This window comes from Vibrio sp. WZ-1, from assembly GCF_052037695.1.
GTDB lineage: Bacteria > Pseudomonadota > Gammaproteobacteria > Enterobacterales > Vibrionaceae > Vibrio.
Genome location: NZ_JBQEQR010000083.1, coordinates 75,659 through 100,867, shown reverse-complemented (window position 1 = coordinate 100,867; position 25,209 = coordinate 75,659). Strand labels below are relative to the sequence as shown.

The following is a 25,209-nucleotide window of genomic DNA, read 5'->3' as shown; positions in this document are numbered from 1 at the left end:
TTATATCTAATGTAGAGGGTAATTAATCCAAATAATATTGGATTTCTAAGTTTTATCACTTTACATAAACGTAGTTCTTATCATATAACCAGGACTGGCTTAATTTTTCTGAGTATTCATATCCATTTTCTAGTGCAATTTTCTCTAAATAGTAGCTAACAGGGTATGGTGATATTATAGATATGAAAGATATTGTAAAAAATATTTTTAACATTACATCATTTGTCTTTTGGGAGAATTTTTTATTTCTAATTAATGCAACTAAAGAGTAGCCGGAGAAAAATACAAATAACATTGATCCAGAAGTTAAGGCTATGGATGAACGTGAAAAATTTACACTACTTTCTTCGCTCTCTATGCTTTTGATAAAATTAATCATTTCAACTATTGATATATTAATCATCAAGATTCCAATTATGGAGAAGATTATTGAGGATAGAAGAATGTATTTTTTGTTGTCTAATTTTCTTTCGTTATTATTCATTTTTAAATACGCCTCGGTATCCAGAATTTTTCAGGTTTTTAACAATAGTTGACTTTATACTATTAATATCTTCATTGAGGGTTGGCTTATTTTTTATCATGTCGTGAATTGCTTTTTGAAGATTGGTAGTGATCTTGTAGTGTTCATCTATCTTATTCAATGCGTAGCCTGATAGTATTCCAACAGATATAGCCAGAATTAAAGGGCCGGTCGTCATTGCTGTGCTTGCGTAAGCTAAACCAGTTGAAGCCTTTACTGCAAGGATCGATAGAGCAGCTGAAATACCTACTTTCAATATATCTGTTGAAACTGCACCAAGAAACTTAGATAAAGTATGTTTGTTTTTTGCGGAGAAAAATAAATCTAATACCCTGAATGAACTAACGAGTACAACGGTAATTAGCCCGCCTTTAAGAACTGAACTTATAGTGTCCTTAGTTCCAATTGCAATGTGGGTTACTATAGGTGGAGAGCTCAGTTTAGTGAAACCAGATAGCCTGGACTTTAATACCGGACTACCTTGCATAGTTAGATGAGGCTGTCCATTTAAATAATCAATACTAATTATGGTGTTTGTGCCATGTATGTAGCTTGTTAGCTTAGCCAACAATACTAAATCATCAGCAGATGCGTAGTAGTTTGAAGAGTTTTCGAATGCCTTTTTGAGATTCTCCCAACGAGTAAGCTCTACTTTGTTTTTTAAGTATGCTTTTAGTGTAGTGTCAAAATTTTCGATTGAAAAAATATAGATTTCTTTTTTAGGTGAGTTATCTTGAGAAGTTACTGGATACATGGTTTTTAAATTTTAGTTATCTGGATTGATAATTATTTTGCATCAATTCATTGATGGGGTAAGCCATTGTTGTTATTTATTGGGCGGAGTTAAAAGTCTTTGTGTAATAATCTATTTTGTTATTTATTGTTTTTTAAGTTAAATGATGAAAATCTGGAATAGGTTGGTGTCTTGAGTTTCCTTTTGCGCGTTGGTGTGGTGGTGCTATCGTTGCCTTCTCTTCGTTACATATTTTTACAAGGACGCATAAGTGGAAATCACTTTTGAGATTTTAGTTGCATTGTTTTTTGTTGCATCGGCAGCGGGATTTATCGATGCCATGGCTGGTGGTGGTGGCCTATTGACTCTGCCTGCTTTATTGGCGGCGGGGCTCAGTCCCACTCAGGCGCTAGCGACCAACAAGTTACAAAGCTCATTCGGAAGTTTTTCTGCCAGTTGGTATTTTGTGCGTAATGGTATTGTTAGCCTTAAAGAGATGCGCTTAGCGATTCTATGCACCTTTATTGGCTCTGCTATTGGTGCAGAAGCTGTGCAGTTTATCGATGCAGGTATACTAACTAGCCTTATCCCTGTATTGCTGATTGCGATTTCTCTCTACTTTTTGCTCTCCTCTACCTCTAAAACAGCGGAAGGGGAGCCGAAGCTTTCTGAAGCGATGTTCGCTTTGTGCGTTGGTGGCGGCGTGGGCTTTTACGATGGCTTTTTTGGTCCAGGTACTGGCTCTATCTTTGCGCTTTGCTTTGTCGCACTTGGTCACTTCTCTTTGGTTGATGCGACCGCTCGTACTAAGATTCTTAACTTCACCTCAAATATTGCGGCGCTACTGTTCTTTATTCTTGCTGGTTTGCCTGTGTGGGAAATCGGTCTGACCATGGCGGTAGGTGGCTTTATTGGTGCTCAACTTGGTGCCAAAGTTGTCGTCACCAAAGGTCAAAAATGGATTCGACCTTTAGTTATAACTATGTCAATGCTGATGGCGGCGAAACTTCTTTGGCAACAACATCAACAATGGCTTCTATCACTATTTTAACTCGTTCATTACGGTAGGCGTTGTGGCGTAGGCAGATGTGCATTGGACGAATCAAGGGCGCGAGTTCCTCAAAGTTGTAGCAGTATTCCTCGGCGATATTCAGTGTTTTAATGATCGACCTTGGAATTAAAGCTGGTGCCATACCACCTAACGCTAATTGTGCAGCAGCCGTGTACGAGTCCATTTCCATTAAAGGTTGGATATTGTGTTTAGAGAGCACTGCCTGCTGATAAGTGTTGGCTGGGTTATTTAAGTCATTGGTCAGAATTGCTTTTGGTATCTTTGTGAGCTCATGTCTGCTGATGATAGAGAAAGGTTCATCTGCTAGATGAAAACTCATCAAACCATGATGCGGAGGTAAGTAGCCCGCGCAGAATCCAAGAGTGGCTTTGCCTGATTTTACGTTTTCGACGATGCGTGGTGTATGGTTGGTTGAAATTCTGAGGTAAGGATCTTGGGCCAAGCGCTCTTCCATGATCAAGCTGAGGTAACCTGCAACTAACGTTTCCGAACAGTCCATCCTTATCAATGACGAATCTTCGAGTTCTTGTTGGTCATGTATCTGCCCACGCAACTCATTAAACGTAGGCTCTATAGTGCTTATTAGTGCTGTAGCATCGGAAGTGAGCTTTATATGGCGACCATTTGGTTCTATCAATTTTTTCCCTAGTTTTTTTTCTAGGTTCGCAATGCGTTTGCTGACTGCTGATTGGCTGATGTAAAGCTGACTTCCAGTACGACTCATGGTCTTTTCTTTACTCAATACCAAGAGTGTTTCGATGCCTTCCAGTAACATGTCTATCCATGAATGTTGGGAATAATAGCCTTAATATAACTAAGCTTTGTGCGAGAAGCGATAGGCGTTTGGGGCAAACAAAAAGAGCCATCGATTAGGACGGCTCTTTTCAGTTAATTGGCTGAAGATTATCGATTGATGGCAAAGGTTGGCAGTGATAAGTGCCAGCGAATCGCACCAAGGCGAATAATCAATGTTGAAACGACGCCAGCGAGTAGGGCGAAAGAGTGGTCATGACCCATGCTCAATGCCGTGGTGTGGAAAATACCGCCGATGATACATGCGGTCGCGTAGACTTCGCTTCTTAAAACCATTGGCACTTCACGAGCTAGCACATCGCGAATAATGCCACCACCGCAGCCAGTAATGACACCCATGATAACCGCTACCATGCCGGATGCGTTGTAGGCCAGGGCTTTTTCGACACCGATACCAACAAACACTGCCAAACCAATCGCGTCACAGACAGGAAGCACCCACCAAGGTAGACGTTTAGGACGACGAACCAGAATCATAGTGAGCAAGCAGGTAATGAATATTACCCAAAGATAGGTAGTGTCAGTGATCCAGAATACCGGGGTTGCGCCAAGCGCCATATCACGAATAGTGCCACCACCAATAGCGGTCACACTACCGAGCACGATCACACCAAAAGGATCCATCTTTAATCGGCCTGCGAGCAAAACACCAGAAACCGCAAAGACAGCAGTACCGAATAAATCGATCATATAAAGCAGCATGGAGTCCATGTTACTTGGTACCTTATAAACAAATTGTGGGGGAACAGAAATGGGACGGAAATTGTACGGGATTTCCAACGGAAACGTTAGCGTTTTTGCCGAACGGTTTCAAAGTGTTCGCACACCTCTGTGATCGCGTTTAAGGTTCTCGGGGTTGGTCGGTTGATCCAATCGGAATTAAGTGACCAAACATGGTCATTTTTTAATGCAGGGATGTCGTTTTTCCACTCTGCCCACATACCATCATCACTCATGGCATGGCGAGAGGTAAATAGGACTTCGGGTTGGCGAGTAATCACTTGCTCGATACTGACTTGCGGGTAAGGGGCACTGCCTTTGGCAAAGATATTCTCTCCACCGCAGAAGGTGAAAACTTCACTTGGCCAATTCTTGCCTGCAACAGTGATGATCGGTTTTTCACTTAACTGATAGAAGTAGCTGACTTTATCTTCGGTATTGTATTTTTCTTTTAGTACTTCCAGTTGCGCGCGAAAATCTGCTGCGGCCTTTTGTCCTACATTCGGTTTTTCACTGTACTGGCTGAGCTGCTCAATATTCTTGGCTATGTCTTCTAGCGTCCCTGTTGTTGAATAGTAGATAGGGATACCAAATTGTGTGAGCTTCTCAAGTTCTTTAGCAGGATTCCCTGCAGGCCAAGCGATAACTAAGTCGGGCTGCAGGGCGATGATGCGTTCGAGTTTAATGCCTTGATAGTTAGATACTTTTTCTAGGTCCTTGGCTTGCTCTGGGTAGTCACTCATCTCACTGGCTGCAATCAGTTTGTCTCCAAGTCCTGCAGCATAAGCGATTTCCGTTGCGTGTGGTGCTAGGCTGATGACACGTTGAGCAGGCTCATTGGCAAAAGAAACGGCAGAAAAGATAAGAGGGAGGGCAAAGCAAAGTTTGTTCATCATAGTCCTTGATAAATGAATCCGAGAATAAGGCTTTGGATAATAATCCAAGCAAAGATACGCCAAACTATCAATGTTTGGATTTGCGCTAGGTGGATAGCGGAGGGCGCAATGCGACCACCAATTTTTGCACGCTCGGCTCGCTGTCCTTGATACAAAGCGGGGCCACCAAGTGACAATTGAAGCTTGTTACCAATTGAGCACAACAACCATGCCGGACCTGGAAGCGGCCAAGATTTTGCTTGTTGAAGCATAGCAGTTGCAACATTCGACAGATTTTTACCAATGCTAATGAAGATGGCAAATAAGCGTAAAGGAACAATTTCTAACGCTGCGGTCAATTGAATGGCTGGTTTTCCAAATGGCTTGTATTGGTGACGACTCGGAGACCATGCTCGAGCAAGTTCTGCTGTTAGGCGATACATCAGTGCGCCAATTCCACCAGTTAATCCATACCAAAACAATACGCACACTACGTTACGTCCGTATCCCATGATGATGGTCTCAGCTCCTGCTTTACCAATGCCTAATAGAGATAAGCTCTCTGTATCACGGTTCAGGTAAGGTTTGAGTAGTGCTCGGCATTGAGCTTTGTTCTCATTCGACATTGCGGTGACGAGTTGTTTGGCCAGTGATTCGTTATTACGCCAATCAAGAGCGATAAGCATGAGTGCCAGCTCAAATAACGGCGCTTGCCAAACCAAAGGTTTCATTGCGAGAAGTAATATCAAGCAAGGTACAAGCATGAGAACTAGTGCGAGTCCGCCAGAGATAACACTCTGTGAGTAGCTGTGGTTGGTATTGACCTTGCTCGCCAGTTGTTCGGCGAACTTATGCCACAAAGTGACTGGGTGAGCTGCGTGAGGAATAGGAATTAAAAGGTGAAATAACAATGCGCCCCACATGACAAGGAGCGCACCGTTGGCATAAAACTGCTGAAAGGTTTCTTCCATGAAATTCGACAGACTTACTTAATCAGTTCCAACATTTTGAATACCATTTCTGAAGAGCTTTTCGCTGCTAGCGGCAGGAACTCTTCGAAGCTCATTGGTGATTCTTTGTCTGCTACGTCAGAGATTGCACGCACAACAACAAACGGTGTGTTGAATTGGTGACAAGTTTGAGCGATAGCAGATGCTTCCATTTCTACAGCGATAACTGATGGGAAGTGTTTACGAATGAACTCTTGGCGCTCTGCAGTGCAAACAAACGCATCACCAGTACAGATCAGACCGCGAACAGCGTGGGTGTTTTCCATTTGAGCCAATGCTTTTTCAGCAAGGTCCATTAGCTTCTCATCCGCTTTGAATGCTGCTGGTTGACCTGCCATTTGACCGATTTCGTAACCAAACGCCGTTACGTCTGCATCGTGGTGACGAACTTCAGTCGAGATGACTACATCACCTAGGTTTAGGCTTGAGTCAAAGCCGCCCGCAGAGCCAGTGTTAATAACAACGTCAGGTTGGTATTCATCTAGAAGAACAGTTGTGCCAACCGCTGCCGCTACTTTACCGATGCCAGATTGAAGCAGTACCACATCAACGTCGTTAATCTGACCTGAGAAAAACGTACAACCTGCTTTGTTTACTGTTTCGCAGTTTGTCATTGCTTCTTTCAGGATGGTGACTTCTTGTTCCATCGCACCGATGATACCAACTTTCATAACACTCTCTTTCGATAAAAATTAAAGTTGGCGAGAGTATACCACTCTGCACCGAGATGTGGTTGTTATTTGATTAACTCAGCATTGGTTAACAATAAACGCAATTGATCCGCTCGTTTTCGGTTAACCCCAAAATCTGAATAGCCAACGCGAGATTCTGAGCGAACAATTAACTGGTTGTCTTCAATCTTGAGCTCCAAATCATCCACAAAGCGCATGATTTTAGATGTGCACTCGATACGCAGGTAATTACCTTCTTTCACTGCTGTTTTCGCACCTGGCAGATTAAGCGCCACCTGCTCAATAGCATCGATGCTCGCGGGTTCGGTAAGGGTGAATGGCGTTAGGTTATATTCTTCACGCGTATCTTGGGTGGAAACGCAGTTTGGTTTGTCACCACAAGGTGATTGAGAACGATCCGTCATGGTTGTGACTCCTTGGCTACAAGCAGTTAAGCCGAGCAAAGTGATGGAAAGGAGAGCGGCTTTTTTCATTGTATTTACTCTTATAATTTTGCTTCTAATTATATGGATACAAAAGAAAAAGGATCCAATAATAGGATCCTTTTTGTGATGTTAGCTGTGATTAAACTTCGAGGTAATCGAGAATGCCTTCTGCCGCTTTTCGCCCTTCATCTATTGCAGTGACGACCAGATCTGAACCTCGCACCGCATCGCCACCCGCGAAGATCTTTTCGTTGCTGGTCTGGAATTGGAACTCTTGCTTTGCAGGGGCTTTGATGCGACCCCATTGATCCAAATCGACATCAAACGGAGCTAACCAGTCCATTTTGTGTGGCTGGAAACCAAACGCCATGATCACTACATCTGCAGGTAAAACGTGCTCGCTGCCTTCGACGGGCTCTGGACGTCGGCGACCTGCTTCATCAGGCTCACCAAGGGCGGTTTTCACCACTTTGACACCCGACACTTTGCCTGACGCATCCACTTCAATCCCTAGAGGTTGAAGGTTGAACATGAACTTCACGCCTTCTTCTTTGGCGTTTTTTACCTCACGGCGAGAGCCTGGCATATTGGCTTCATCACGACGGTAAGCACATACAACGTTTGACGCGCCTTGGCGGATAGAGGTACGAACACAGTCCATTGCGGTATCACCACCACCGAGTACCACAACGCGTTGTTTCGCCATGTCGATAAATGGTTGGTCGTGCTCTAAATCCATCACTTTGTAGGTATTTGAAATCAAGAATGGCAGAGCATCGTAAACGCCCGGCGCACCCTCATTTTCCAACCCTGCACGCATGTACTTGTAAGTACCAACACCCAAAAAGACAGCATCGTATTCATCAAGTAGCTCTTGCATTTGCACATCTTTGCCCACTTCGACATTCATGCGGAACTCAACACCCATCTCGGTAAAGACGCGGCGGCGGTTTTCCATCACACCTTTTTCAAGCTTGAATGAAGGGATACCGAAGGTCAGTAGGCCTCCAATTTCAGGATAGCGGTCAAATACGACAGGTTTCACGCCATTACGCACAAGGATATCAGCGGCTGCCAAGCCTGCGGGGCCTGCACCAATGATGGCAACCTTTTTATCGGTCCATTCCACCTTGGACATATCAGGCTTCCAGCCCATTTCGAAGGCTTTGTCGGTAATGTATTTTTCAACGTTACCTATGGTGACTGCGCCAAAGTCCTCATTGAGGGTACAAGATCCCTCACACAGACGATCTTGCGGGCAAACTCGACCACAAACTTCAGGTAAGCTGTTGGTTTGATGCGACAGCTCAACGGCTTCGAGGATACGGCCTTCATTGGCCAGTTTTAGCCACTGTGGGATGTAGTTGTGGACAGGGCACTTCCATTCACAATATGGGTTACCACAATCCAAGCAGCGATCCGCCTGCGCAGTCGCTTGTTGCTTGGTAAATGGTTCATAGATTTCAACGAACTCGATCTTACGAACTTTGATAGGCTTCTTCGCAGGATCTACGCGTTGAACATCGATAAATTGATAAACGTTCTGACTCATGATTCAAACATCCTCCATGATTACTGGGCTTGAACGCGCAGTTCTGCGGCACTGCGACTCTGGTGACCAAGTAGCGTGCGTAAGTCCGCCGCTTGTGGTTTCACCAAGTAGAACTTTGGAATCCATTCATCAAAGTTCGCCAAGATATCTTCTGCGTGGCTAGAGCCGGTTTCTTCAAGATGTTCGGCAATCAGACCACGTAAGTGCTCTTGATGGATGTAGAGATCCGACAGAGAAATCGCTTCAACCGATTCGTTGTTAACGCGACCTTGGAAGTCTTGGTTCTCATCTAATACGTAAGCAAAACCGCCAGTCATGCCAGCGCCGAAGTTCACGCCTGTCGCGCCAAGAATGGCGACAATGCCGCCAGTCATGTACTCACAAGCGTTATCACCAGCGCCTTCAATGACGGCAATCGTACCTGAGTTACGTACGCCGAAACGCTCACCTGCTTTACCTGCCGCAAACAGTTTACCGCCGGTCGCGCCGTACAAACAGGTGTTACCAATGATGGTCGCTTCATTACACTTAAATGCTGTACCAAGGTGAGGTTTGATAACCACCTTCCCGCCGGCCATGCCTTTACCTACGTAGTCGTTCGCATCACCAGTGAGGTACAGCTCTACGCCACCCGCGTTCCAAACGCCAAACGACTGACCAGCAGTACCATCCAAGTGCAGTTTGATTGGCGTCGCTGCCATGCCTTGGTTGCCGTAACGCTGAGCGATTTCACCTGATAGGCGGGCACCAACAGAACGGTCAGTGTTGATCACGTTGTAGAAGAAGCTAGCTGATTGACGTTTCTCAACTGCTTGCAACGCGTCTTCGATGATCTTGTTGTTTAGCTCTGCTTTATCAAATGGTGTATTTGGTTGCGTCCAGTAAAGAGGGTGCTCTTCTGGAGAGACTGGTGCCTCAAGGATATTCGACAAATCCAGCTTGGTTTGTTTTGCTGTCAGACCTTCAACGGTTTCCAATAAATCGGTACGACCAATCAAGTCAGTCAGTTTTTCAACACCAAGTTCAGCAAGTAATCCGCGCACTTCGTCCGCCAGACCGATGAAATAGTTCATCACCATTTCCGGTAGACCTTTGAAGTACTCTTTACGTAGTGTCTCGTCTTGAGTTGCAACACCAGTTGCACAGTTGTTGAGGTGACAAATACGTAGGAACTTACAACCCATTGCCACCATTGGCGCAGTACCAAAACCGAAACTTTCTGCACCGAGAATCGCCGCTTTCACCACGTCTAGACCAGTTTTTAGACCACCATCTACCTGTAGACGAATCTTATGACGTAGACCATTAGCAACCAGTGCTTGTTGTGTTTCTGCCAGTCCCAATTCCCAAGGGCTACCTGCGTATTTCACTGAAGTTAATGGGCTTGCTGCGGTACCACCGTCGTAACCCGAAATGGTAATGAGATCTGCGTAAGCTTTCGCGACACCTGTAGCGATGGTACCGACACCTGGCTCAGAAACTAACTTCACCGAAACCAGCGCATTGGGATTGACTTGTTTTAGGTCGAAGATCAGCTGGGCTAAGTCTTCAATTGAATAAATATCATGGTGTGGAGGAGGGGAGATCAGAGTCACCCCCTGTACCGAATAACGCAGTTTTGCAATTTCTGCGGTGACTTTGTGTCCCGGTAACTGACCACCCTCACCCGGCTTCGCACCCTGTGCCACCTTGATCTGCAGTACGTCTGCATTGGTTAGGTAGTGAGGCGTAACACCAAATCGACCTGAAGCAATCTGCTTGATGCGCGAGTTACGCTCGGTGCCGAAACGGCGAGGATCTTCACCACCTTCACCCGAGTTAGAGTAACCACCAAGACGGTTCATCGCTGTTGCAAGTGCTTCGTGCGCTTCTGGGCTAAGTGCACCAATCGACATTGCTGCCGAGTCAAAGCGTTTGAAGAGTTCTGTACTTGGTTCGATTTTCTCAAGTGGTAGCGGGGAATCGGATTTTTTCAGTGACATTAAGTCACGCAGCATAGCAACAGGGCGTTGGTTCACCTGCTTAGCAAAGCTCTGATAATCGTTACTTTCGCCTGATTTCACAGCGGTTTGCAGTGTGCCAACCACGTCTGGGTTGTAGGCATGATATTCACCACCGTGAACGTATTTCAGTAAGCCGCCATGCTCGATGGCCTTACGTTTCGCCCAAGCTTTACGAGAAAGGTTGTACAAGTCTTGTTGGAAGTCGTCGAAGTTCGCGCCTTCAATACGAGTTGTTACACCTTTAAAGCACAAGTCGACCACTTCTTTGCTCAAGCCAACTGCTTCAAACAGTTGCGAGCAGCGGTAAGAGGCGATGGTTGAAATACCCATTTTTGACATGATCTTGTACAGACCTTTGTTGATGCCGTATTGGTAGTTTTGCATCACATCGCGATAGTCCTTTTCTAGCGCTTTATCATCAATGAGCTTACCTAGCGCTTCATAAGCAAGGTATGGGTAAACCGCAGTGGCACCAAAGCCAAGCAAGACGGCAAATTGGTGTGGATCACGCGCCGTGGCTGTCTCAACAACAATGTTGGCATCACAACGTAAGTTGGCGTCGATCAGGCGAGTTTGAACAGCACCGACCGCCATTGCTGCAGGAATTGGCAGCTTGCCTTTGACTAAAGCGCGATCTGAAAGCACCACCAGAACCGTGCCTTCACGTACGACTTGTTCTGCTTGCTCACACAGATCATCAATAGCTTGTTTGAGATCTTTCTGCTGTGGGTCGTAGTTGATATCGAGAATGGTATTACGGTAATGATCGTCACCAAGCTCGAGTAATTGCTGCATGTCTGAGTAAAGTAATACTGGCGAATCGAAGGTCACTCGGTAGGCGTGGCCATCGGTTTCACAGAAGACGTTCATCTCCTGACCAATACTGGTCGCCAGTGACATCACGTGTTTTTCACGCAATGGATCGATTGGCGGGTTGGTTACCTGAGCAAACTTTTGGCGGAAGTAATCAGTCACCAAGCGCTCTTTAGAGGATAAGACGGCCATCGGGGTGTCATCACCCATAGAGCCGACAGCCTCCTGGCCCATATCACCAAGGACACGCAGTACTTGATCGACTTCTTCATTGCTCATGGCAAATTGTTTTTGATAAGTCTTAAGCAAGTCTTCATCAAAGCTACGTTCACCTACTTGATCTTCAGGTAGCTGAGCAAAAGGCGTGAGTTTGCGAACGTTGTTTTCCATCCATTCGCGATAAGGGTGGCGAGATTTCAGATCGTTATCGATCTCACTTGATTGCCATAGTTTGCCTTTGCGAGTATCGACAACCAGCAGTTCGCCTGGACCAACGCGCCCTTTTTCGGCAACCTCATCCGGAGCGTAATCCCAAATGCCGATCTCTGATGCTAGAGTGATCAGCCTGTCTTTAGTTATCACATAACGTGCAGGACGCAGACCATTACGATCTAAGTTACATGCGGCGTATCGACCATCGGACAGAACGATACCTGCCGGACCATCCCATGGCTCCATATGTTTGGAGTTGAAGTCATAAAACGCTCGCAGATCTGGGTCCATATCTGGGTGATTTTGCCATGCTGGTGGCACAAGCATGCGCATAGCACGGAAGATATCCATACCGCCTGCTAAAAAGAGGTCCAACATATTATCCAAGCTGGAAGAGTCAGAGCCTGTCTCGTTCACAAATGGTGCTGCAGTTTGAAGATCTGGCAACAGTGGCGATGAAAACTTGTAAGCACGAGCTCGCGCCCATTGGCGGTTCCCTTCAATGGTGTTGATCTCACCATTATGAGCGAGGTAGCGGAACGGTTGAGCTAGAGGCCAACGAGGTTGAGTATTGGTTGAAAAACGCTGGTGGAACAGGCAGATAGCAGACTCCATGCGTAGATCAGCAAGATCAAGATAGAAGCGCGGTAAGTCCGCAGGCATGCACAAACCTTTGTACACCAGAACTTGCGTTGACAAGCTACAGATGTAGAAATCAGGATCTTCGGTGATTTGTTTCTCGATGCGTCGGCGTGCGATGTAGAGGCGACGTTCAATGTCGCGCTCGCGCCAACCTGCCGGTGCAGAGATAAAGACTTGCTGAATGTCTGGAAGTGAATCGGCAGCGATTGGGCCGAGTACTTCTGAATTGGTTGGTACTTCACGCCAGCCCGCAACAGTTAGTGTCTCTTGCGCGAGCTCTTTGTTGACGATGTCTTTTGCGAGTTGAGCTTTCACCGGATCTTGGCTGAAGAAAATCATCCCTACGGCGTATTGCTTGCCAAGGTTGAAGCCATTTTCTTCGGCGATAAGGCGTAAGTAGGAATCGGGCTTTTGTAAAAGAAGGCCACAACCATCCCCGGTTTTTCCATCGGCGGCGATGCCACCACGGTGAGTCATGCGATCAAGTGCAGAAATTGCTGTACGTACCAGCTTGTGGCTTTGCTCGCCTTCCATGTGCGCGATTAAGCCAAATCCACAGTTGTCTTTCTCAAGACTTGGATCATAAAGAGCCATTGCAATTCTCCCTTTGCTTATCTGTCATCCCGACAGATATATCAACACTGCTCAAGTTGATAATGATGACTAACTATGCGTCACTTTCTATGTTTTATGTATATATATTCAATAAAAGCTGTCAAATATCTTAACAAAAATTATGTGTTTTATTTTCACCAACTTCACAACCTATAGCTTATTGTAAAAAAGGTCAAGTTATTAGTGAATCATCGCGTGAATATGCGATTTACCATTTAATTAGCTAAAATAATTCAAGGAAAACAGTGAGATAGAAAAGTTGTTGTTACAAAAAAGTAACATTTGATTCTGGCGGGCATAAAAAAGACCAGCACAAAATGCTGGTCAAAATAAAAAGGTTGGAAGGAACTGTTTTCTTTCCTGACAACCAGCCATCGATAGTACTGATGGCTGGGTTTATGCCTCGAAAAGAGGAAGTGAGCGCACTCCCTTTAAGCTGAAAGCATCAGTGAATCTGCTTTTGCTTCTAGGTTCGTGCCACCCATTAGGTAATCATCGATAGCACGGGCACATTCGCGGCCTTCGTTGATACAACGAACAACCAGAGATTGTCCTGTTCTCATATCACCAGCTGCAAATACGCCTTCTTGGTTGGTAGCAAAACCTTGAGTTGCTACGTTACCGCGATCGTCTAGCGCGATATCCAGTTGAGCAAGTACGCCCGTTGGTTCTGGGTGCAGGAAGCCCATCGCTAGGAATGCCATATCACATGGAATCACACGCTCGCTGCCTTCTACTTCTTTAAAGCTTGGACGCTCGCCTGGTTTCGCATCTTGCCAAACGATATCAGCAAGACGAAGGCCAGTGACTTCACCCTTGTCATTACCAACGAACTCTTTGGTCAGGATGTTCCAGTGACGATCAACGCCTTCTTCATGAGATGTCGAAGTACGCAAGATCATCGGGTACTGTGGCCATGGCATATTTGCAGGGCGTTTCTCTGGTGGAATCGGCATGATTTCAACCTGAGTGATGCTTGCTGCGCCATGACGGTTAGAGGTACCAACACAGTCAGAACCGGTATCACCACCACCGATAACCACAACATGTTTGCCCGCGGCGTGAAGTTCTTCACCCTTAAGATCCATGTTGTTGGCACGACGGTTGTTTTGACCAAGGAATTCCATAGCGAAATGAACGCCTTTCAGCTCACGACCTGGAACTGGTAAATCACGAGGAACCGTTGAGCCACCAGTCAGTAGAACCACATCGAACTCTTGACGTAGTTGCTGAGCATTCACATCAACACCAACGTGTTGGTTTACTTTGAATTCGATGCCAGCTTCTGCCATCAGGTTGATCTTACGATCAATCACGTCCATACCCAGTTTGAAGTCTGGGATACCAAAACGTAGCAGACCACCCACTTTCTCGTCTCGCTCGAATACTGTCACAGTATGACCAGCGCTGTTTAGCTGCTCAGCAGCCGCAAGGCCAGCAGGGCCAGAACCGATGATCGCAACGGTTTTACCAGTGCGAGAGCGAGGTGTTTTTGGTTTGGCGTATCCTTCACGATACGCCGTTTCTACGATGGTTTTCTCGATATTACAGATGGTGATTGGGTCTTGGTTGATGCCAAGTACACAAGCACTTTCACATGGAGCAGGGCAAACTCGACCAGTAAACTCAGGGAAGTTATTCGTCGAGCTTAGAATGTTCCATGCTTCTTCCCAGCTATCGCGATAAACCGCGTCGTTAAACTCTGGGATGATGTTACCGATAGGGCAGCCGTTATGACAAAACGGCACACCACAATCCATACAACGAGAAGCCTGAGTATTGATTTTGCTACCAAACTCCTCGTTCAGAACGAACTCTTTGTTGTTCTTGATACGTTCAGCTGGGTCGATCTTCTGTGGAAGTTCACGACCATGCTCTAAAAATCCAGTAGGCTTACCCATTACACTGCCTCCGCTTCAGTTTGTTGCGCTTCAGCTTTACGCTTTTGAAGAACCGCTTTGTAGTCACGCGGCATCACCTTAACCATAGAGGCTAGGCTTGTTTCAAAGTTGTCTAGGAAAGACTGAGCGACTTCACTTCCTGTGAATTGAACATGCTTGGTTAGCATGTCGAGTAATAGATCTTTGTCTTCTTGCTCGATTGGGTCTAGGTCAACCAGCTCTGGGTTCAGTTTCGACTCAAAGTCGCCTGACTTATCCCATACGTAAGCCACACCGCCACTCATACCTGCGGCAAAGTTACGACCCGTTGAGCCAAGGATGATAGCTGCACCACCTGTCATGTATTCACACCCGTGGTCACCGACGCCTTCTACTACTACTTTCGCACCTGAGTTACGAACACAGAAACGTTCGCCAGCCATACCGCGAATGAAAGACTCACCCGAGGTTGCACCGTAGAAACATACGTTACCAACCACGATGTTATCTTCCGCGACAATGCTTGATTTCGCGTCAGGGTAGAGCACCAAGGTACCGCCAGATAAGCCTTTGCCCCAGTAGTCGTTTGCATCACCTTCCACTTCGAACTTCACGCCCTTAGCTAGGAATGCACCGAATGACTGACCTGCAGAGCCGTTGAACTTCACGTTCATTGGTTGAGGAAGGCCGGCATCTTTGTACACTTTCGAGATTTCGTTCGACAGCATGGTACCTGCAGAACGGTCCGTGTTAACGATAGGGAATTCGGCAGTCACCGCTTCACCTTTCTCGAGAGCAGGAATGGCAGCTTGAATCAGCTTACGGTCTAGTACTTCTTCTAAGTTGTGGTTCTGCTCAGCTTGGTTGAACACGCCGTCCGCTTCGCGTGGCTGTTCAACATGTAGAACAGGAGACAGGTCTAGGTTCTTGTATTTCCAGTGAGAAACATCTTGGCGAACTTTCATTTTCTGACCTTGGCCTACCATCTCATCGATAGTGCGGAAGCCAAGTTCAGCCATGATTTCACGCAGACCTTGTGCCATGTATTGGAAGAAGGTCACGACGTCTTCTACACGGCCATCAAAGCGCTCGCGAAGTGTCTTGTTTTGAGTCGCGATACCAACAGGACAGGTGTTCTTATGACACTTACGCATCATAATACAGCCTTCAACCACCAACGCTGCGGTTGCTACGCCCCATTCTTCTGCGCCTAGTAGTGTTGCGACTGCAAGGTCACGAGGTGTCTTCATCTGACCATCTGCTTGAACCACGATACGGTTACGTAGACCGTTTTTCAGTAGCGTTTGGTGCGTTTCTGCCAAGCCAAGTTCCCAAGGAAGACCTGTATGACGGATTGAAGACATTGGGGATGCACCAGTACCGCCGTCGAAACCTGCGATAAGTACAACGTCAGCTTTCGCTTTTGCTACACCAGAAGCGATCGTGCCTACGCCTGCTTCCGATACCAGTTTCACGTTTACACGACCTGCGCGGTTCGCGTTCTTCAAGTCGTAGATCAGCTGAGCCAAATCTTCGATTGAGTAGATATCGTGGTGTGGCGGTGGTGAGATCAGACCGACGCCTGGAGTCGAGTGACGTGTTGCACCGATCCAGTCATCCACTTTATCACCCGGTAGCTGACCACCTTCACCTGGTTTTGCACCTTGAGCCATCTTGATTTGTAGCTCATCAGCGTTAGTTAGGTAGTAAGAAGTTACGCCGAAACGACCTGAAGCCACCTGCTTGATCGCAGAGCGTTCCCAATCGCCGTTGTCTTTGCGTTCGAAACGCATTGGGTCTTCACCACCTTCACCAGAGTTCGATTTTGCGCCAAGGCGGTTCATCGCAACAGCCAGTGTGGAGTGTGCTTCGTAAGAAATAGAACCGAATGACATTGCACCTGTTGCGAAGCGTTTTACGATGCTTTCAATTGGCTCGACTTCGTCGATAGAGATAGAACCTGCTGGGTTCTTAATGAACTCAAGTTGGCTACGTAGCGTTACCGCGTTGTCGCCTTGCTTATCTACTGCTGTTGCGTATTGCTTGAACTGCTCGTAGTTCTTGTTGCGCGTAGACTCTTGCAGTAGAGAGATGGTTTCTGGGTTGAATAGGTGTTTTTCACCACGTTGTTTCCATTGGTAAACACCGCCAACATCCAGCATTTGAATTGGGATTTCGCGTTGTGGGTAACCGATGCGGTGACGGATCAGTACTTCTTTGGCGATATCATCAAGGGTGAGACCTTGGATACGGGAAACCGTACCTGTGAAGTATTTATCTACTACAGACTTGTGAATGCCCAAAGCTTCGAAAATTTGCGCGCCATGGTACGACTGTAGTGTCGAGATACCCATCTTCGAGAAGATCTTCAGAAGACCGCCATTGATCGCTTTACGATAGTTGTTGAACAGATCGCGAGGGTTCGCTTCTGGATCCAACTTCTTAGTACGTTGAAGTTCAATGATGGTTTCAATCACTAGGTAAGGGTTAACCGCATTCGCACCGTAACCAAGTAATGTTGCAAAGTGGTGTGTCTCACGTGCGTCACCGGTTTCAACCACGATGTCACACTTCGCACGTAGACCTTTGCGGATCAAGTGGTGGTGTACTGCGCCAACTGCCAGCATTGCTGGGATCGCCGCGTGGTTTGAGTTCACTGCACGGTCAGTTAGTAGGATGATTGAGTAACCATCGATAACCGCGTCTTCTGCGTATTGGCAAATACGTTTTAGTGCGCGCTCAAGCTTACCTTGATCTTCATTGGCTTGGAATACGATATCCAACGTCTTCGCTTGTAGGTGCTCGTTATCGATCGCACGCAGTTTCTCAAGTTCAGAGTTCGCCAGAACTGGTGATTCCAATTCGACTTTCTGACAGTGAAGTGGTGTTTCAGTCAGAAGGTTTTGGTCTTTACCCAAGTACGTGTTCAGCGACATCACCATACGCTCACGGATCGGGTCGATCGGTGGGTTAGTTACCTGTGCAAACAGCTGCTTGAAGTAGTTTGAAAGGTGCTGAGACTGATGAGATAGAACCGCAAGAGGCCAGTCGGCACCCATTGCTGACAATGGTTCTTTCGCGTCATTCGCCATTGGAACGATGATTTCGTTCACTTCTTCAGTGCTCACACCGAAAGCTTGTTGACGGTGCAGCAAGCGCTCAGGAGAAGGTTGACTGAACTGGTTGCTCGCATCTGGCAGTTTCTTCAAGCTCAGTAGGTTTTCTTCTACCCACTTCTCGTAAGGCTGCGCTGTTGCGATGGTGTCTTTCACTTCTTCATCAGAGATGATGCGACCTTGCTCTAGGTCCGCAACAAAGATACGGCCTGGTTGCAGACGACCACGGAACTCAACGTTCTCTGGTTCAATATCCACAACACCAGATTCAGATGCCATCACTAGGAAGTTGTCTTTGGTCACTGTGTAGCGAGAAGGGCGCAGACCGTTACGGTCGAGTGTCGCACCAACTTGAACACCGTCAGTAAAACATACTGAAGCAGGACCATCCCATGGTTCCATGATGTTCGCGTGGTACTGGTAGAACGCGCGGCGCTTAGGATCCATGTTTTTGTTTTCTTGCCATGCTTCCGGAATCATCATCATCAATGCGTGTGGCAGGCTGCGACCAGAAAGAACTAGGAGCTCAAGTGCCATGTCAAAGTTAGATGAATCCGAGCTGCCTTCCTGACAGATAGGAAGAAGCATGTCGATTTCAGCCTGAGTAAACAGGTCTGATTCTAGAATTGCTTCACGGGCTTTCATCCAGTTCAAGTTACCGCGAACTGTATTGATTTCACCGTTGTGGGCAATGTAACGGAAAGGCTGTGCAAGACGCCATTTCGGGAAGGTGTTGGTAGAGAAACGAGAGTGTACCAGTGCTAGTGCGGTCACCATGGTCGGGTTTTGTAGATCAAGGAAGTACTGAGGTACTTGCTCTGTCGTTAACTGACCTTTGTACACCAATGTCTTGTAAGACATTGAGTTAATGTAGAAGTCGTCACCAATGTTCGAAACGCTTTCTAGGCAAACTCGCACTGTGTAGTTACGAAGTACGTACAGTTTGCGCTCTAGCTCTTCAGGTGTGATGCCAGGGCCACCAGAGATAAACACATGCTCAAACTGAGGCTCTGTGCTTAGTGGGTCTGCACCGATCATTGAGTTGTCGGTTGGCAAAACGCGATAGCCGATAACTTCAAGATCTAGACGCTGGGCATTGCGCTCTAGAATGTCACGACACTGTGCGCGTTTGTATTCGTCTTTCGGGAAGAGAACGACACCAACACCATACTTTTCAAACGAAGGCAGTTTAATGCCTAGCTTAACAGCTTCTTCTAATAGGAATTCATGAGGTTTTTGTAACAAGATACCTGCGCCATCACCACTGCAAGGGTCACAACCTTGACCACCACGGTGTTCCATGCGAGCCAGCATATCCAATGCTTGAGTCACTACTTCATGAGATTTACGGTTTTTAAGGTGAGCAACAAAACCGATACCACAAGCGTCATGCTCCAGCTCCGGAGTGTACAGACCCTGTGGATTTTGCTCTCTATCTACCATAGATACATCCTTCCAGTTCAATGTCGACGTAAGAACCCCAGACAGATCTTGGCTGTCTATGGACGTTCTGCACGTCTTATCCTTTATATTTATGATTCGCCACTGGCCGAGGTTGACCAGTCTTGATTCCTTTCCGTATCTCGCAGGAAAAATTTTGCGAGAAAAACAATCCTTGGTGATATCCCTTTATTTATTGCCACAATTTAGTGACTTATATAGGTGGGAGCGGGATAACACCGACAATTCCCGTCGTTGATATTGTAATAAAAGTCACAAAAACGGCGGGGTTGTGTAAGTATCCTACAATTTTGTGACTTCGGAATGCAACGAAAAGTCGCCTTTGTGACCCAAATTTTTCGTTTAAATATGCACTATTTGTTTAACATTTACGCAACATTGCACGTTTTGAGTTGGTTTTATGCAGTTTTATTGATTTGGCTCCGCTACCAGGTTGTTTGAATTAACTAGAATCGTTTGTTTTTTCTTGCAGGGATGTAATTTTGTTACATAGATCGTAGTGAGATTTATTACGGTTTACTATTGGTGAGAATTTATGCAGTTACATGAGTTGGTCAACACACTAGGCCAAGATCTACAGCGTCGTTACGGTGAAAAAGTCCATAAGCTGACTTTACACGGTGGTTTCAGTTGTCCAAATCGCGATGGCACCATTGGTCGAGGAGGATGCACATTTTGTAATGTGGCCTCGTTTGCCGATGAAGAAGTCCAGATCAAAAGTATTCACGAACAATTGAAAGATCGTGCTGGAGAGATCCATCGAGCGAAGAAGTACCTAGCATATTTTCAGGCATACACCAGTACCTATGCAGAAGTACAAGTCCTCAAAAACATGTATGAGGAAGCATTGAAGGCAGCAGATATAGTCGGTCTCTGCGTGGGTACTCGTCCAGATTGCGTGCCTGATGCAGTATTAGACTTATTGTCTGATTACGTGCACCAAGGTTACGAGATTTGGCTAGAGCTAGGTCTTCAAACTGCCAACAATGACACCCTCAAGCGTATCAACCGAGGTCATGATTTTGAGTGCTACGCTGAGATCACCAAACGTGCTCGAGCTCTAGGCATAAAGGTGTGTACGCATCTGATCGTTGGCCTGCCGAAAGAAACCCGTGATGACAACGTTGAAACATTGCGAAAAGTTCTGGATGTCGGCACTGACGGTATTAAGTTACATGGCCTACATATTGTTGATGGCAGCACTATGGCAAAAGCGTGGCGTGCCGGAAAGCTCGAAGCACCAGAGCTTGAGGAGTATGTTGCGATCGCCAGCGAGATGATTCGAATGACACCAAAAGAGGTGATCTATCATCGCGTATCTTCTGCGGCTCGTCGTCCTACGCTGCTTTCGCCACTGTGGTGTGAAAACCGTTGGTTAGCAATGACCGAAATTGGTCGTGCATTGGATCGAGAAGGCTCACAAGGTAGCTTAACTGGTGATGCTTTCATCTATACCAAGCCGGAATTAAAGGCAGATTGATTGATTAATAACTGATATATTTCTCACTGTTATTGGAATGGAACAGAAGAATGGATCAGTTATTTACTTGGCTTTGGAGTGAGCAAAATGACTACGGATACGTTATTTTGCTCACTATAGTGAGTGCGGCTGTTTTAGCACTTATCCACTATCGCTATCAGCAAGCTCTCAAACAACTCATCACTGATTCTCCATATTCTGTATTTGTTATTGATGCAGGGCACGGACAGATCCTGCTAGCCAATGACTCTGCCACACAGTTTCTGGGCATTCGCGCACTAGGGACGGGTTTTCTCTATCCTGCTACTTTTCGCACAAACGATTTACTTACCATAGTGTCTAGCTTTGCTAGTCGTTCATTTCGCCAGCAACTGTTTGACTGGCACTTATCTGAAAGTGAAAGCACCAGAGTTGAGTTGTCTGGGAGAAAGAGCTTTTACAACGGACATCGAGTTTGGATCCTGTACGCTCAACCTTATCAAGTGACCTCGATAGAGTTCCAACAAGAGCAAGCCGAGTTAAATATGGCACGCTCCGCATTAGATTCACTTTCGGAGTTGGTTTGTCTACAGGATCAGCAAGGTAACCATTTAGCAACTAACCGTGCTTTTGATTTATTTTGGGAAGGAAGAAGGGAAGAAGCTGGTATTACGCCTCATGATGCGTTGGCAACTAGAAAAACAGAACGACGCTGGACGACTGATGTGAATGGCCGAAGTTGTCTTTTAGAAGTAAACCAGAGTGCGCTTGTTTCACAAGTTGGTGAGTTGATTGGTACTTTATCTATCAGTCATGATGTCACTGAGTGGCATAAAATGCAGCAAAACTTACGAGATGAGATGGAGCGCCGTAAGGACACTGAGGTTGCCCTTGCTCAACGCGATACTATTTTGCAGACTATTTTGGATGCAAGCCCTGACTCGATTGGTATCTTCAATGAAAATCTAGTTTATCAGGCATGTAACAAGCCATTCGTAAATGCTCTCGGCATTTCTGATGTGTCTGAGCTAATCGGAAAGCGTCTTCAAGATGTCATTCCTGAAGAACTATATCTCCGTTTAAAGGCAAGCGATGTTCAAGTACTTAACGATGCGGAACCTGTCAGATATATCGATAAAATTCTCACATCGGACGGGCATTACACTTGGTTTGATGTAGTGAAATCACCATTTAAAGACAAAGCGTCTGGGACTAACGGAGTGCTGATTATGGCTCGTGATATTTCTGAGCGATACTTAGCCGAGCAGAAGTTAGAAGAAGCCAACCTTGAACTAGAAAAGCTTAGTTTCCTAGATAGTTTGACCCAGGTGGCAAACCGTCGTCGCTTTGATGAACAGCTACAGACATTGTGGTATCACCACGTTAGAGAAAAACTTCCTTTGACCATTATGCTTTGTGACATTGATTTCTTTAAAGATTTCAACGACAGCTATGGGCACCAAAAAGGAGATGAAGCACTGATTCAGGTGGCTAATGTTTTTAAAACGGTTGTTAACCGTTCTTCAGACTGTGTCGCGCGTTATGGTGGGGAAGAGTTTGCCTTTATTCTGCCCAATACAACGACTGAAGGTGCTGAGCAAGTCGCTTTGCGTATTCATCAACAAGTTCACCGTGCTGCAATTGAACACATGAGTTCTAGTGCTGACCAAAATCTAACCGTTAGTATTGGCTTCGTTTCCTATGTGCCACAGCATGGGGATGAGCCTGATATGGGTGTCGCCATGGCAGACAGTGCACTATACCAAGCAAAAGCAGATGGCCGTAACCGTACTCGTATTCACCCTAGCTCGTTGTAGCGCTTTGTGACCGCTTACTCTAACTTGAGAGTGGGTGGTTTTAATCACCGTATTAAACACGTTAAACTGCGAACAACATAGCATAAGCCTGTGATATCCCTTGTGACTTGTTTTAGTTGCAACAATGCTCTTTACCTTAATCTGTCTGATACGTAAGTTGAAGTCAGGTGCCTAGCTTGTTCCATGGAGTAGTGAATGAAGCCCATGAAAAATCTCGCCCAGTATTACGTTGATCTGTTGGTCAAACTGGGGATTGTCCGTTTCTCTATATTGCTAGCATTGGCGCTTGTTGCCTTAGCTGTAGTGGTGCAAGTCGGCATTACGCTCGCATTGAAGGGCAGCGTTGATGATATCGATATTGTACGGTCAGTTTTTTTTGGTCTACTGATTACGCCGTGGGCGGTTTATTTCTTATCTGTTGTTGTCGATCAGCTTGAAGAATCACGTCAAAGACTGACTAAGTTAGTCGCCAAACTTAAAGATATGCGTTCTCGCGACCAAGAGCTCAACTTTCAATTGCAGCAAAATATTGAAAAACTCAATCAAGAGATTGAAGAGCGTATTAAAGCAGAAGAGGCTCGTGAAGAAGCGATGCAAGACTTAGAAAATGAAGTCTTCCAACGTGAGCGAACACAACTTGAGTTGGCTGAACGAACGGCTCTTCTTCGATCCTTTATTGATGCATCCCCTGACCTCATTTACTACCGAAATGCTGACGGTGTCTTCTCTGGATGTAACCGGGCAATGGAAGAGCTGACAGGTAAGAAAGAGCATCAACTTGTTGGTTTGAGCCCTTGGGATGTCTACAGTAAAGAAGTGGCTGAACATATTGTGGATACCGACCAAAAAGTCTTTGCTGACAATCAGGCGTTAACCTACGAACAGTGGTTAGATTACCCGGATGGGCGTAAACACTATTTTGAACTGCGCAAAGTGCCATTTTACAGCAAGGATGGCCGACATCTTGGCTTGGTCGGTTTTGGTCGTGATATCACGGAACGTAAGCGCCACGAAGAGTCCCTGGAAAAAGCCAGCCGAGATAAAACCACCTTCATTTCTACCATCAGCCATGAATTACGTACTCCACTTAATGGCATTGTCGGCTTGAGTCGCATGCTGCTTGATAGTCAGTTGACCGAAGAGCAGCGTAAGCACATGCAAACCATTAATGTGAGCGCGATTACGCTAGGCAACATCTTCAACGACATTATCGATATGGACAAATTTGACCGTCGTAAACTGGAGCTGTTACCTGTGCCACTCAACTTTGAAGATTTTGTCGCAGAAATTGAAAGCATCTCAGCATTGATGGCAGAACAAAAAGGGCTGCGCTTTGACCTAGAACGTTTGAGTGAGTTGCCGAAAGCGATTGAAGTGGATGCTACCCGTCTACGTCAGGTTATTTGGAACTTGGTGAGCAATGCGATGAAGTTCACCAAAGAAGGTGGCGTCGTAATGACGGTGAGTGCAGATGTTGAAGAAGACTATGCAACCATCATTATTGAGGTAGAAGACACTGGCATTGGTATTCCTGAGGATGAGGTCGAAAAGATCTTTGCCATGTATTACCAAGTTAAATCAGGTAAAGACAACCTCCATGCCGTTGGCACTGGTATTGGGTTGGCGGTATCGAAGCAGTTAATCAATATGATGGATGGTGACATTACGGTGGCGAGTGAAGAGGGCTTTGGCAGTACTTTCACCGTGTCGATTCATGTTCCAGTTGTTGAGATCGAAGAGCCAGTTATCAACGCTAAACGTGATAATGTGCACCTTAATATCTTTATGGTTGAAGATATCGAGCTTAACGTGACAGTGGCGAAGTCTTTACTTGAAAGCCTAGGTCACTCAGTCACTGTTGCCATGACTGGTGAAGAAGCATTGGTGAATTTTGTGCCTGATGAATACGACTTGGCTCTGCTCGATATCCAATTGCCAGACATGACTGGTTTTGATGTGGCTAAGTACTACCGTGAGCATTACGACAATCTACCGCCGCTGGTGGCGTTAACTGCGAATGTGATGAAAGATCGCCGTGAGTACTTAGATAATGGTATGGACGATGCGATTAGTAAGCCTCTCGCTGTGCAGGCTCTTCAAGCTGTTATTGATAAATTTTTCGCTGACCGCATTGATGGGCAAGAGGAAAAAATTGTTAGCCAGAAAGTGATAGAGGATACGGTATCTGTACCATCTCCAGTGATTGAGACGCACTTGTTGGATTTGGATATGTTAGAGTCTTACGTAGATATCGTTGGTGTGAAGCCTGTGTACGATAGCATCAAAATGTTTGAAGACATGATGCCAGATTATATTGAAGTCTTGGATTCCAATATGACGGCGAAAGATCAAGATGGCATTGTCTCTGAAGCACATAAAATTAAAGGTGCAGCGGGCTCGATTGGTCTCAAACATATTCAAAGTGTCGCCCAGAAAGCACAGTCACCAGACATGCCTGCTTGGTGGGAGAATATCTCAGACTGGGTTGAAGAGATTAAAAACGAATATCGAAACGATATTCAAGTATTGAAGAGTTGGTTGGAACAGAGGAAATAA

At 45.9% G+C, this 25,209-nt stretch carries 16 protein-coding genes; 4 read left to right on the top strand and 12 right to left on the bottom strand.

Annotated features, from left to right (window positions below):
* Positions 1-55: 55 nt before the first annotated feature.
* Positions 56-484, bottom strand: a complete 429-nt coding sequence (locus ACTS60_RS20350; RefSeq protein WP_440889737.1) for a DUF1240 domain-containing protein — start codon at positions 482-484, stop codon at positions 56-58.
* Positions 477-1,277, bottom strand: a complete 801-nt coding sequence (locus ACTS60_RS20345) for a hypothetical protein (protein ID WP_440889736.1) — start codon at positions 1,275-1,277, stop codon at positions 477-479. The genes ACTS60_RS20350 and ACTS60_RS20345 overlap by 8 nt, the downstream gene beginning before the upstream one ends.
* A 250-nt stretch (positions 1,278-1,527) precedes the next feature.
* Between ACTS60_RS20345 and ACTS60_RS20340 the strand changes: the two genes are divergently transcribed.
* Positions 1,528-2,307, top strand: coding sequence for a TSUP family transporter (locus tag ACTS60_RS20340; protein ID WP_440889735.1), 780 nt, complete (start codon positions 1,528-1,530; stop codon positions 2,305-2,307).
* Here ACTS60_RS20340 and ACTS60_RS20335 read toward each other — a convergent pair.
* The 10 genes from ACTS60_RS20335 to gltB (ACTS60_RS20290) form a co-directional block, all read right to left on the bottom strand.
* Positions 2,237-3,103, bottom strand: a complete 867-nt coding sequence (locus ACTS60_RS20335; RefSeq protein ID WP_440889734.1) for a LysR family transcriptional regulator — start codon at positions 3,101-3,103, stop codon at positions 2,237-2,239. The genes ACTS60_RS20340 and ACTS60_RS20335 overlap by 71 nt on opposite strands.
* Positions 3,104-3,231: 128 nt before the next feature.
* A complete protein-coding gene (locus ACTS60_RS20330; RefSeq protein ID WP_017190089.1) occupies positions 3,232-3,852 on the bottom strand; it encodes a TRIC cation channel family protein in 621 nt (206 codons plus the stop codon).
* A gap of 77 nt (positions 3,853-3,929) precedes the next feature.
* Complete coding sequence (btuF, locus tag ACTS60_RS20325; protein ID WP_440889796.1) at positions 3,930-4,754, bottom strand: vitamin B12 ABC transporter substrate-binding protein BtuF; 825 nt, start codon at positions 4,752-4,754, stop codon at positions 3,930-3,932.
* The gene (locus ACTS60_RS20320; RefSeq protein ID WP_440889733.1) at positions 4,754-5,707 is read right to left on the bottom strand and encodes a cobalamin biosynthesis family protein; all 954 of its coding nucleotides are present in this window, start codon (positions 5,705-5,707) and stop codon (positions 4,754-4,756) included. Before ACTS60_RS20320 ends, btuF begins: the two co-directional genes overlap by 1 nt.
* Before the next feature lie 14 nt (positions 5,708-5,721).
* Positions 5,722-6,417 (bottom strand): 5'-methylthioadenosine/S-adenosylhomocysteine nucleosidase, encoded by a 696-nt coding sequence (gene mtnN, locus ACTS60_RS20315; RefSeq protein WP_440889732.1) that lies wholly within the window; start codon positions 6,415-6,417, stop codon positions 5,722-5,724.
* Between the two features lie 65 nt (positions 6,418-6,482).
* The gene (locus ACTS60_RS20310; protein WP_440889731.1) at positions 6,483-6,911 is read right to left on the bottom strand and encodes a DUF1499 domain-containing protein; all 429 of its coding nucleotides are present in this window, start codon (positions 6,909-6,911) and stop codon (positions 6,483-6,485) included.
* A gap of 91 nt (positions 6,912-7,002) precedes the next feature.
* Positions 7,003-8,415, bottom strand: coding sequence for an FAD-dependent oxidoreductase (locus ACTS60_RS20305; protein WP_038884203.1), 1,413 nt, complete (start codon positions 8,413-8,415; stop codon positions 7,003-7,005).
* A 20-nt stretch (positions 8,416-8,435) separates the two neighbouring features.
* Positions 8,436-12,899, bottom strand: a complete 4,464-nt coding sequence (gene gltB / locus ACTS60_RS20300) for a glutamate synthase large subunit (RefSeq protein ID WP_440889730.1) — start codon at positions 12,897-12,899, stop codon at positions 8,436-8,438.
* A gap of 452 nt (positions 12,900-13,351) precedes the next feature.
* Complete coding sequence (locus ACTS60_RS20295) at positions 13,352-14,821, bottom strand: glutamate synthase subunit beta (RefSeq protein ID WP_440889729.1); 1,470 nt, start codon at positions 14,819-14,821, stop codon at positions 13,352-13,354.
* The gene (gene gltB, locus ACTS60_RS20290; RefSeq protein WP_440889728.1) at positions 14,821-19,359 is read right to left on the bottom strand and encodes a glutamate synthase large subunit; all 4,539 of its coding nucleotides are present in this window, start codon (positions 19,357-19,359) and stop codon (positions 14,821-14,823) included. Before gltB (ACTS60_RS20290) ends, ACTS60_RS20295 begins: the two co-directional genes overlap by 1 nt.
* A gap of 553 nt (positions 19,360-19,912) precedes the next feature.
* On the opposite strand from gltB (ACTS60_RS20290), the gene ACTS60_RS20285 reads away from it, so the two are divergent.
* The 3 genes from ACTS60_RS20285 to arcB all read left to right on the top strand — a co-directional run bounded on the left by ACTS60_RS20285 (position 19,913) and on the right by arcB (position 25,209).
* Positions 19,913-20,857 carry a TIGR01212 family radical SAM protein gene (locus ACTS60_RS20285; RefSeq protein ID WP_440889727.1) on the top strand — a complete coding sequence of 315 codons (945 nt, stop codon included), beginning with the start codon at positions 19,913-19,915 and terminating at the stop codon, positions 20,855-20,857.
* Positions 20,858-20,907: 50 nt separating this feature from the next.
* Positions 20,908-22,653: a diguanylate cyclase domain-containing protein gene (locus ACTS60_RS20280; RefSeq protein ID WP_440889726.1), complete on the top strand. Its 1,746-nt coding sequence runs from the start codon at positions 20,908-20,910 to the stop codon at positions 22,651-22,653.
* A 195-nt stretch (positions 22,654-22,848) separates the two neighbouring features.
* Positions 22,849-25,209 (top strand): aerobic respiration two-component sensor histidine kinase ArcB, encoded by a 2,361-nt coding sequence (arcB, locus tag ACTS60_RS20275; protein WP_440889725.1) that lies wholly within the window; start codon positions 22,849-22,851, stop codon positions 25,207-25,209.

Excerpts from the sequence above, each read along its gene's own strand:
- ACTS60_RS20285 (WP_440889727.1), top strand. The coding sequence starts at position 19,913 with ATGCAGTTACATGAGTTGGTCAACACACTAGGCCAAGATCTACAGCGT.
- ACTS60_RS20295 (WP_440889729.1), bottom strand. The coding sequence starts at position 14,821 with ATGGGTAAGCCTACTGGATTTTTAGAGCATGGTCGTGAACTTCCACAG.
- gltB (WP_440889730.1), bottom strand. The coding sequence starts at position 12,899 with ATGGCTCTTTATGATCCAAGTCTTGAGAAAGACAACTGTGGATTTGGC.
- ACTS60_RS20280 (WP_440889726.1), top strand. The coding sequence starts at position 20,908 with ATGGATCAGTTATTTACTTGGCTTTGGAGTGAGCAAAATGACTACGGA.
- ACTS60_RS20345 (WP_440889736.1), bottom strand. The coding sequence starts at position 1,277 with ATGTATCCAGTAACTTCTCAAGATAACTCACCTAAAAAAGAAATCTAT.
- gltB (WP_440889728.1), bottom strand. The coding sequence starts at position 19,359 with ATGGTAGATAGAGAGCAAAATCCACAGGGTCTGTACACTCCGGAGCTG.
- ACTS60_RS20310 (WP_440889731.1), bottom strand. The coding sequence starts at position 6,911 with ATGAAAAAAGCCGCTCTCCTTTCCATCACTTTGCTCGGCTTAACTGCT.
- arcB (WP_440889725.1), top strand. The coding sequence starts at position 22,849 with ATGAAGCCCATGAAAAATCTCGCCCAGTATTACGTTGATCTGTTGGTC.
- ACTS60_RS20335 (WP_440889734.1), bottom strand. The coding sequence starts at position 3,103 with ATGTTACTGGAAGGCATCGAAACACTCTTGGTATTGAGTAAAGAAAAG.
- ACTS60_RS20350 (WP_440889737.1), bottom strand. The coding sequence starts at position 484 with ATGAATAATAACGAAAGAAAATTAGACAACAAAAAATACATTCTTCTA.
- ACTS60_RS20330 (WP_017190089.1), bottom strand. The coding sequence starts at position 3,852 with ATGGACTCCATGCTGCTTTATATGATCGATTTATTCGGTACTGCTGTC.
- btuF (WP_440889796.1), bottom strand. The coding sequence starts at position 4,754 with ATGAACAAACTTTGCTTTGCCCTCCCTCTTATCTTTTCTGCCGTTTCT.
- mtnN (WP_440889732.1), bottom strand. The coding sequence starts at position 6,417 with ATGAAAGTTGGTATCATCGGTGCGATGGAACAAGAAGTCACCATCCTG.
- ACTS60_RS20320 (WP_440889733.1), bottom strand. The coding sequence starts at position 5,707 with ATGGAAGAAACCTTTCAGCAGTTTTATGCCAACGGTGCGCTCCTTGTC.
- ACTS60_RS20305 (WP_038884203.1), bottom strand. The coding sequence starts at position 8,415 with ATGAGTCAGAACGTTTATCAATTTATCGATGTTCAACGCGTAGATCCT.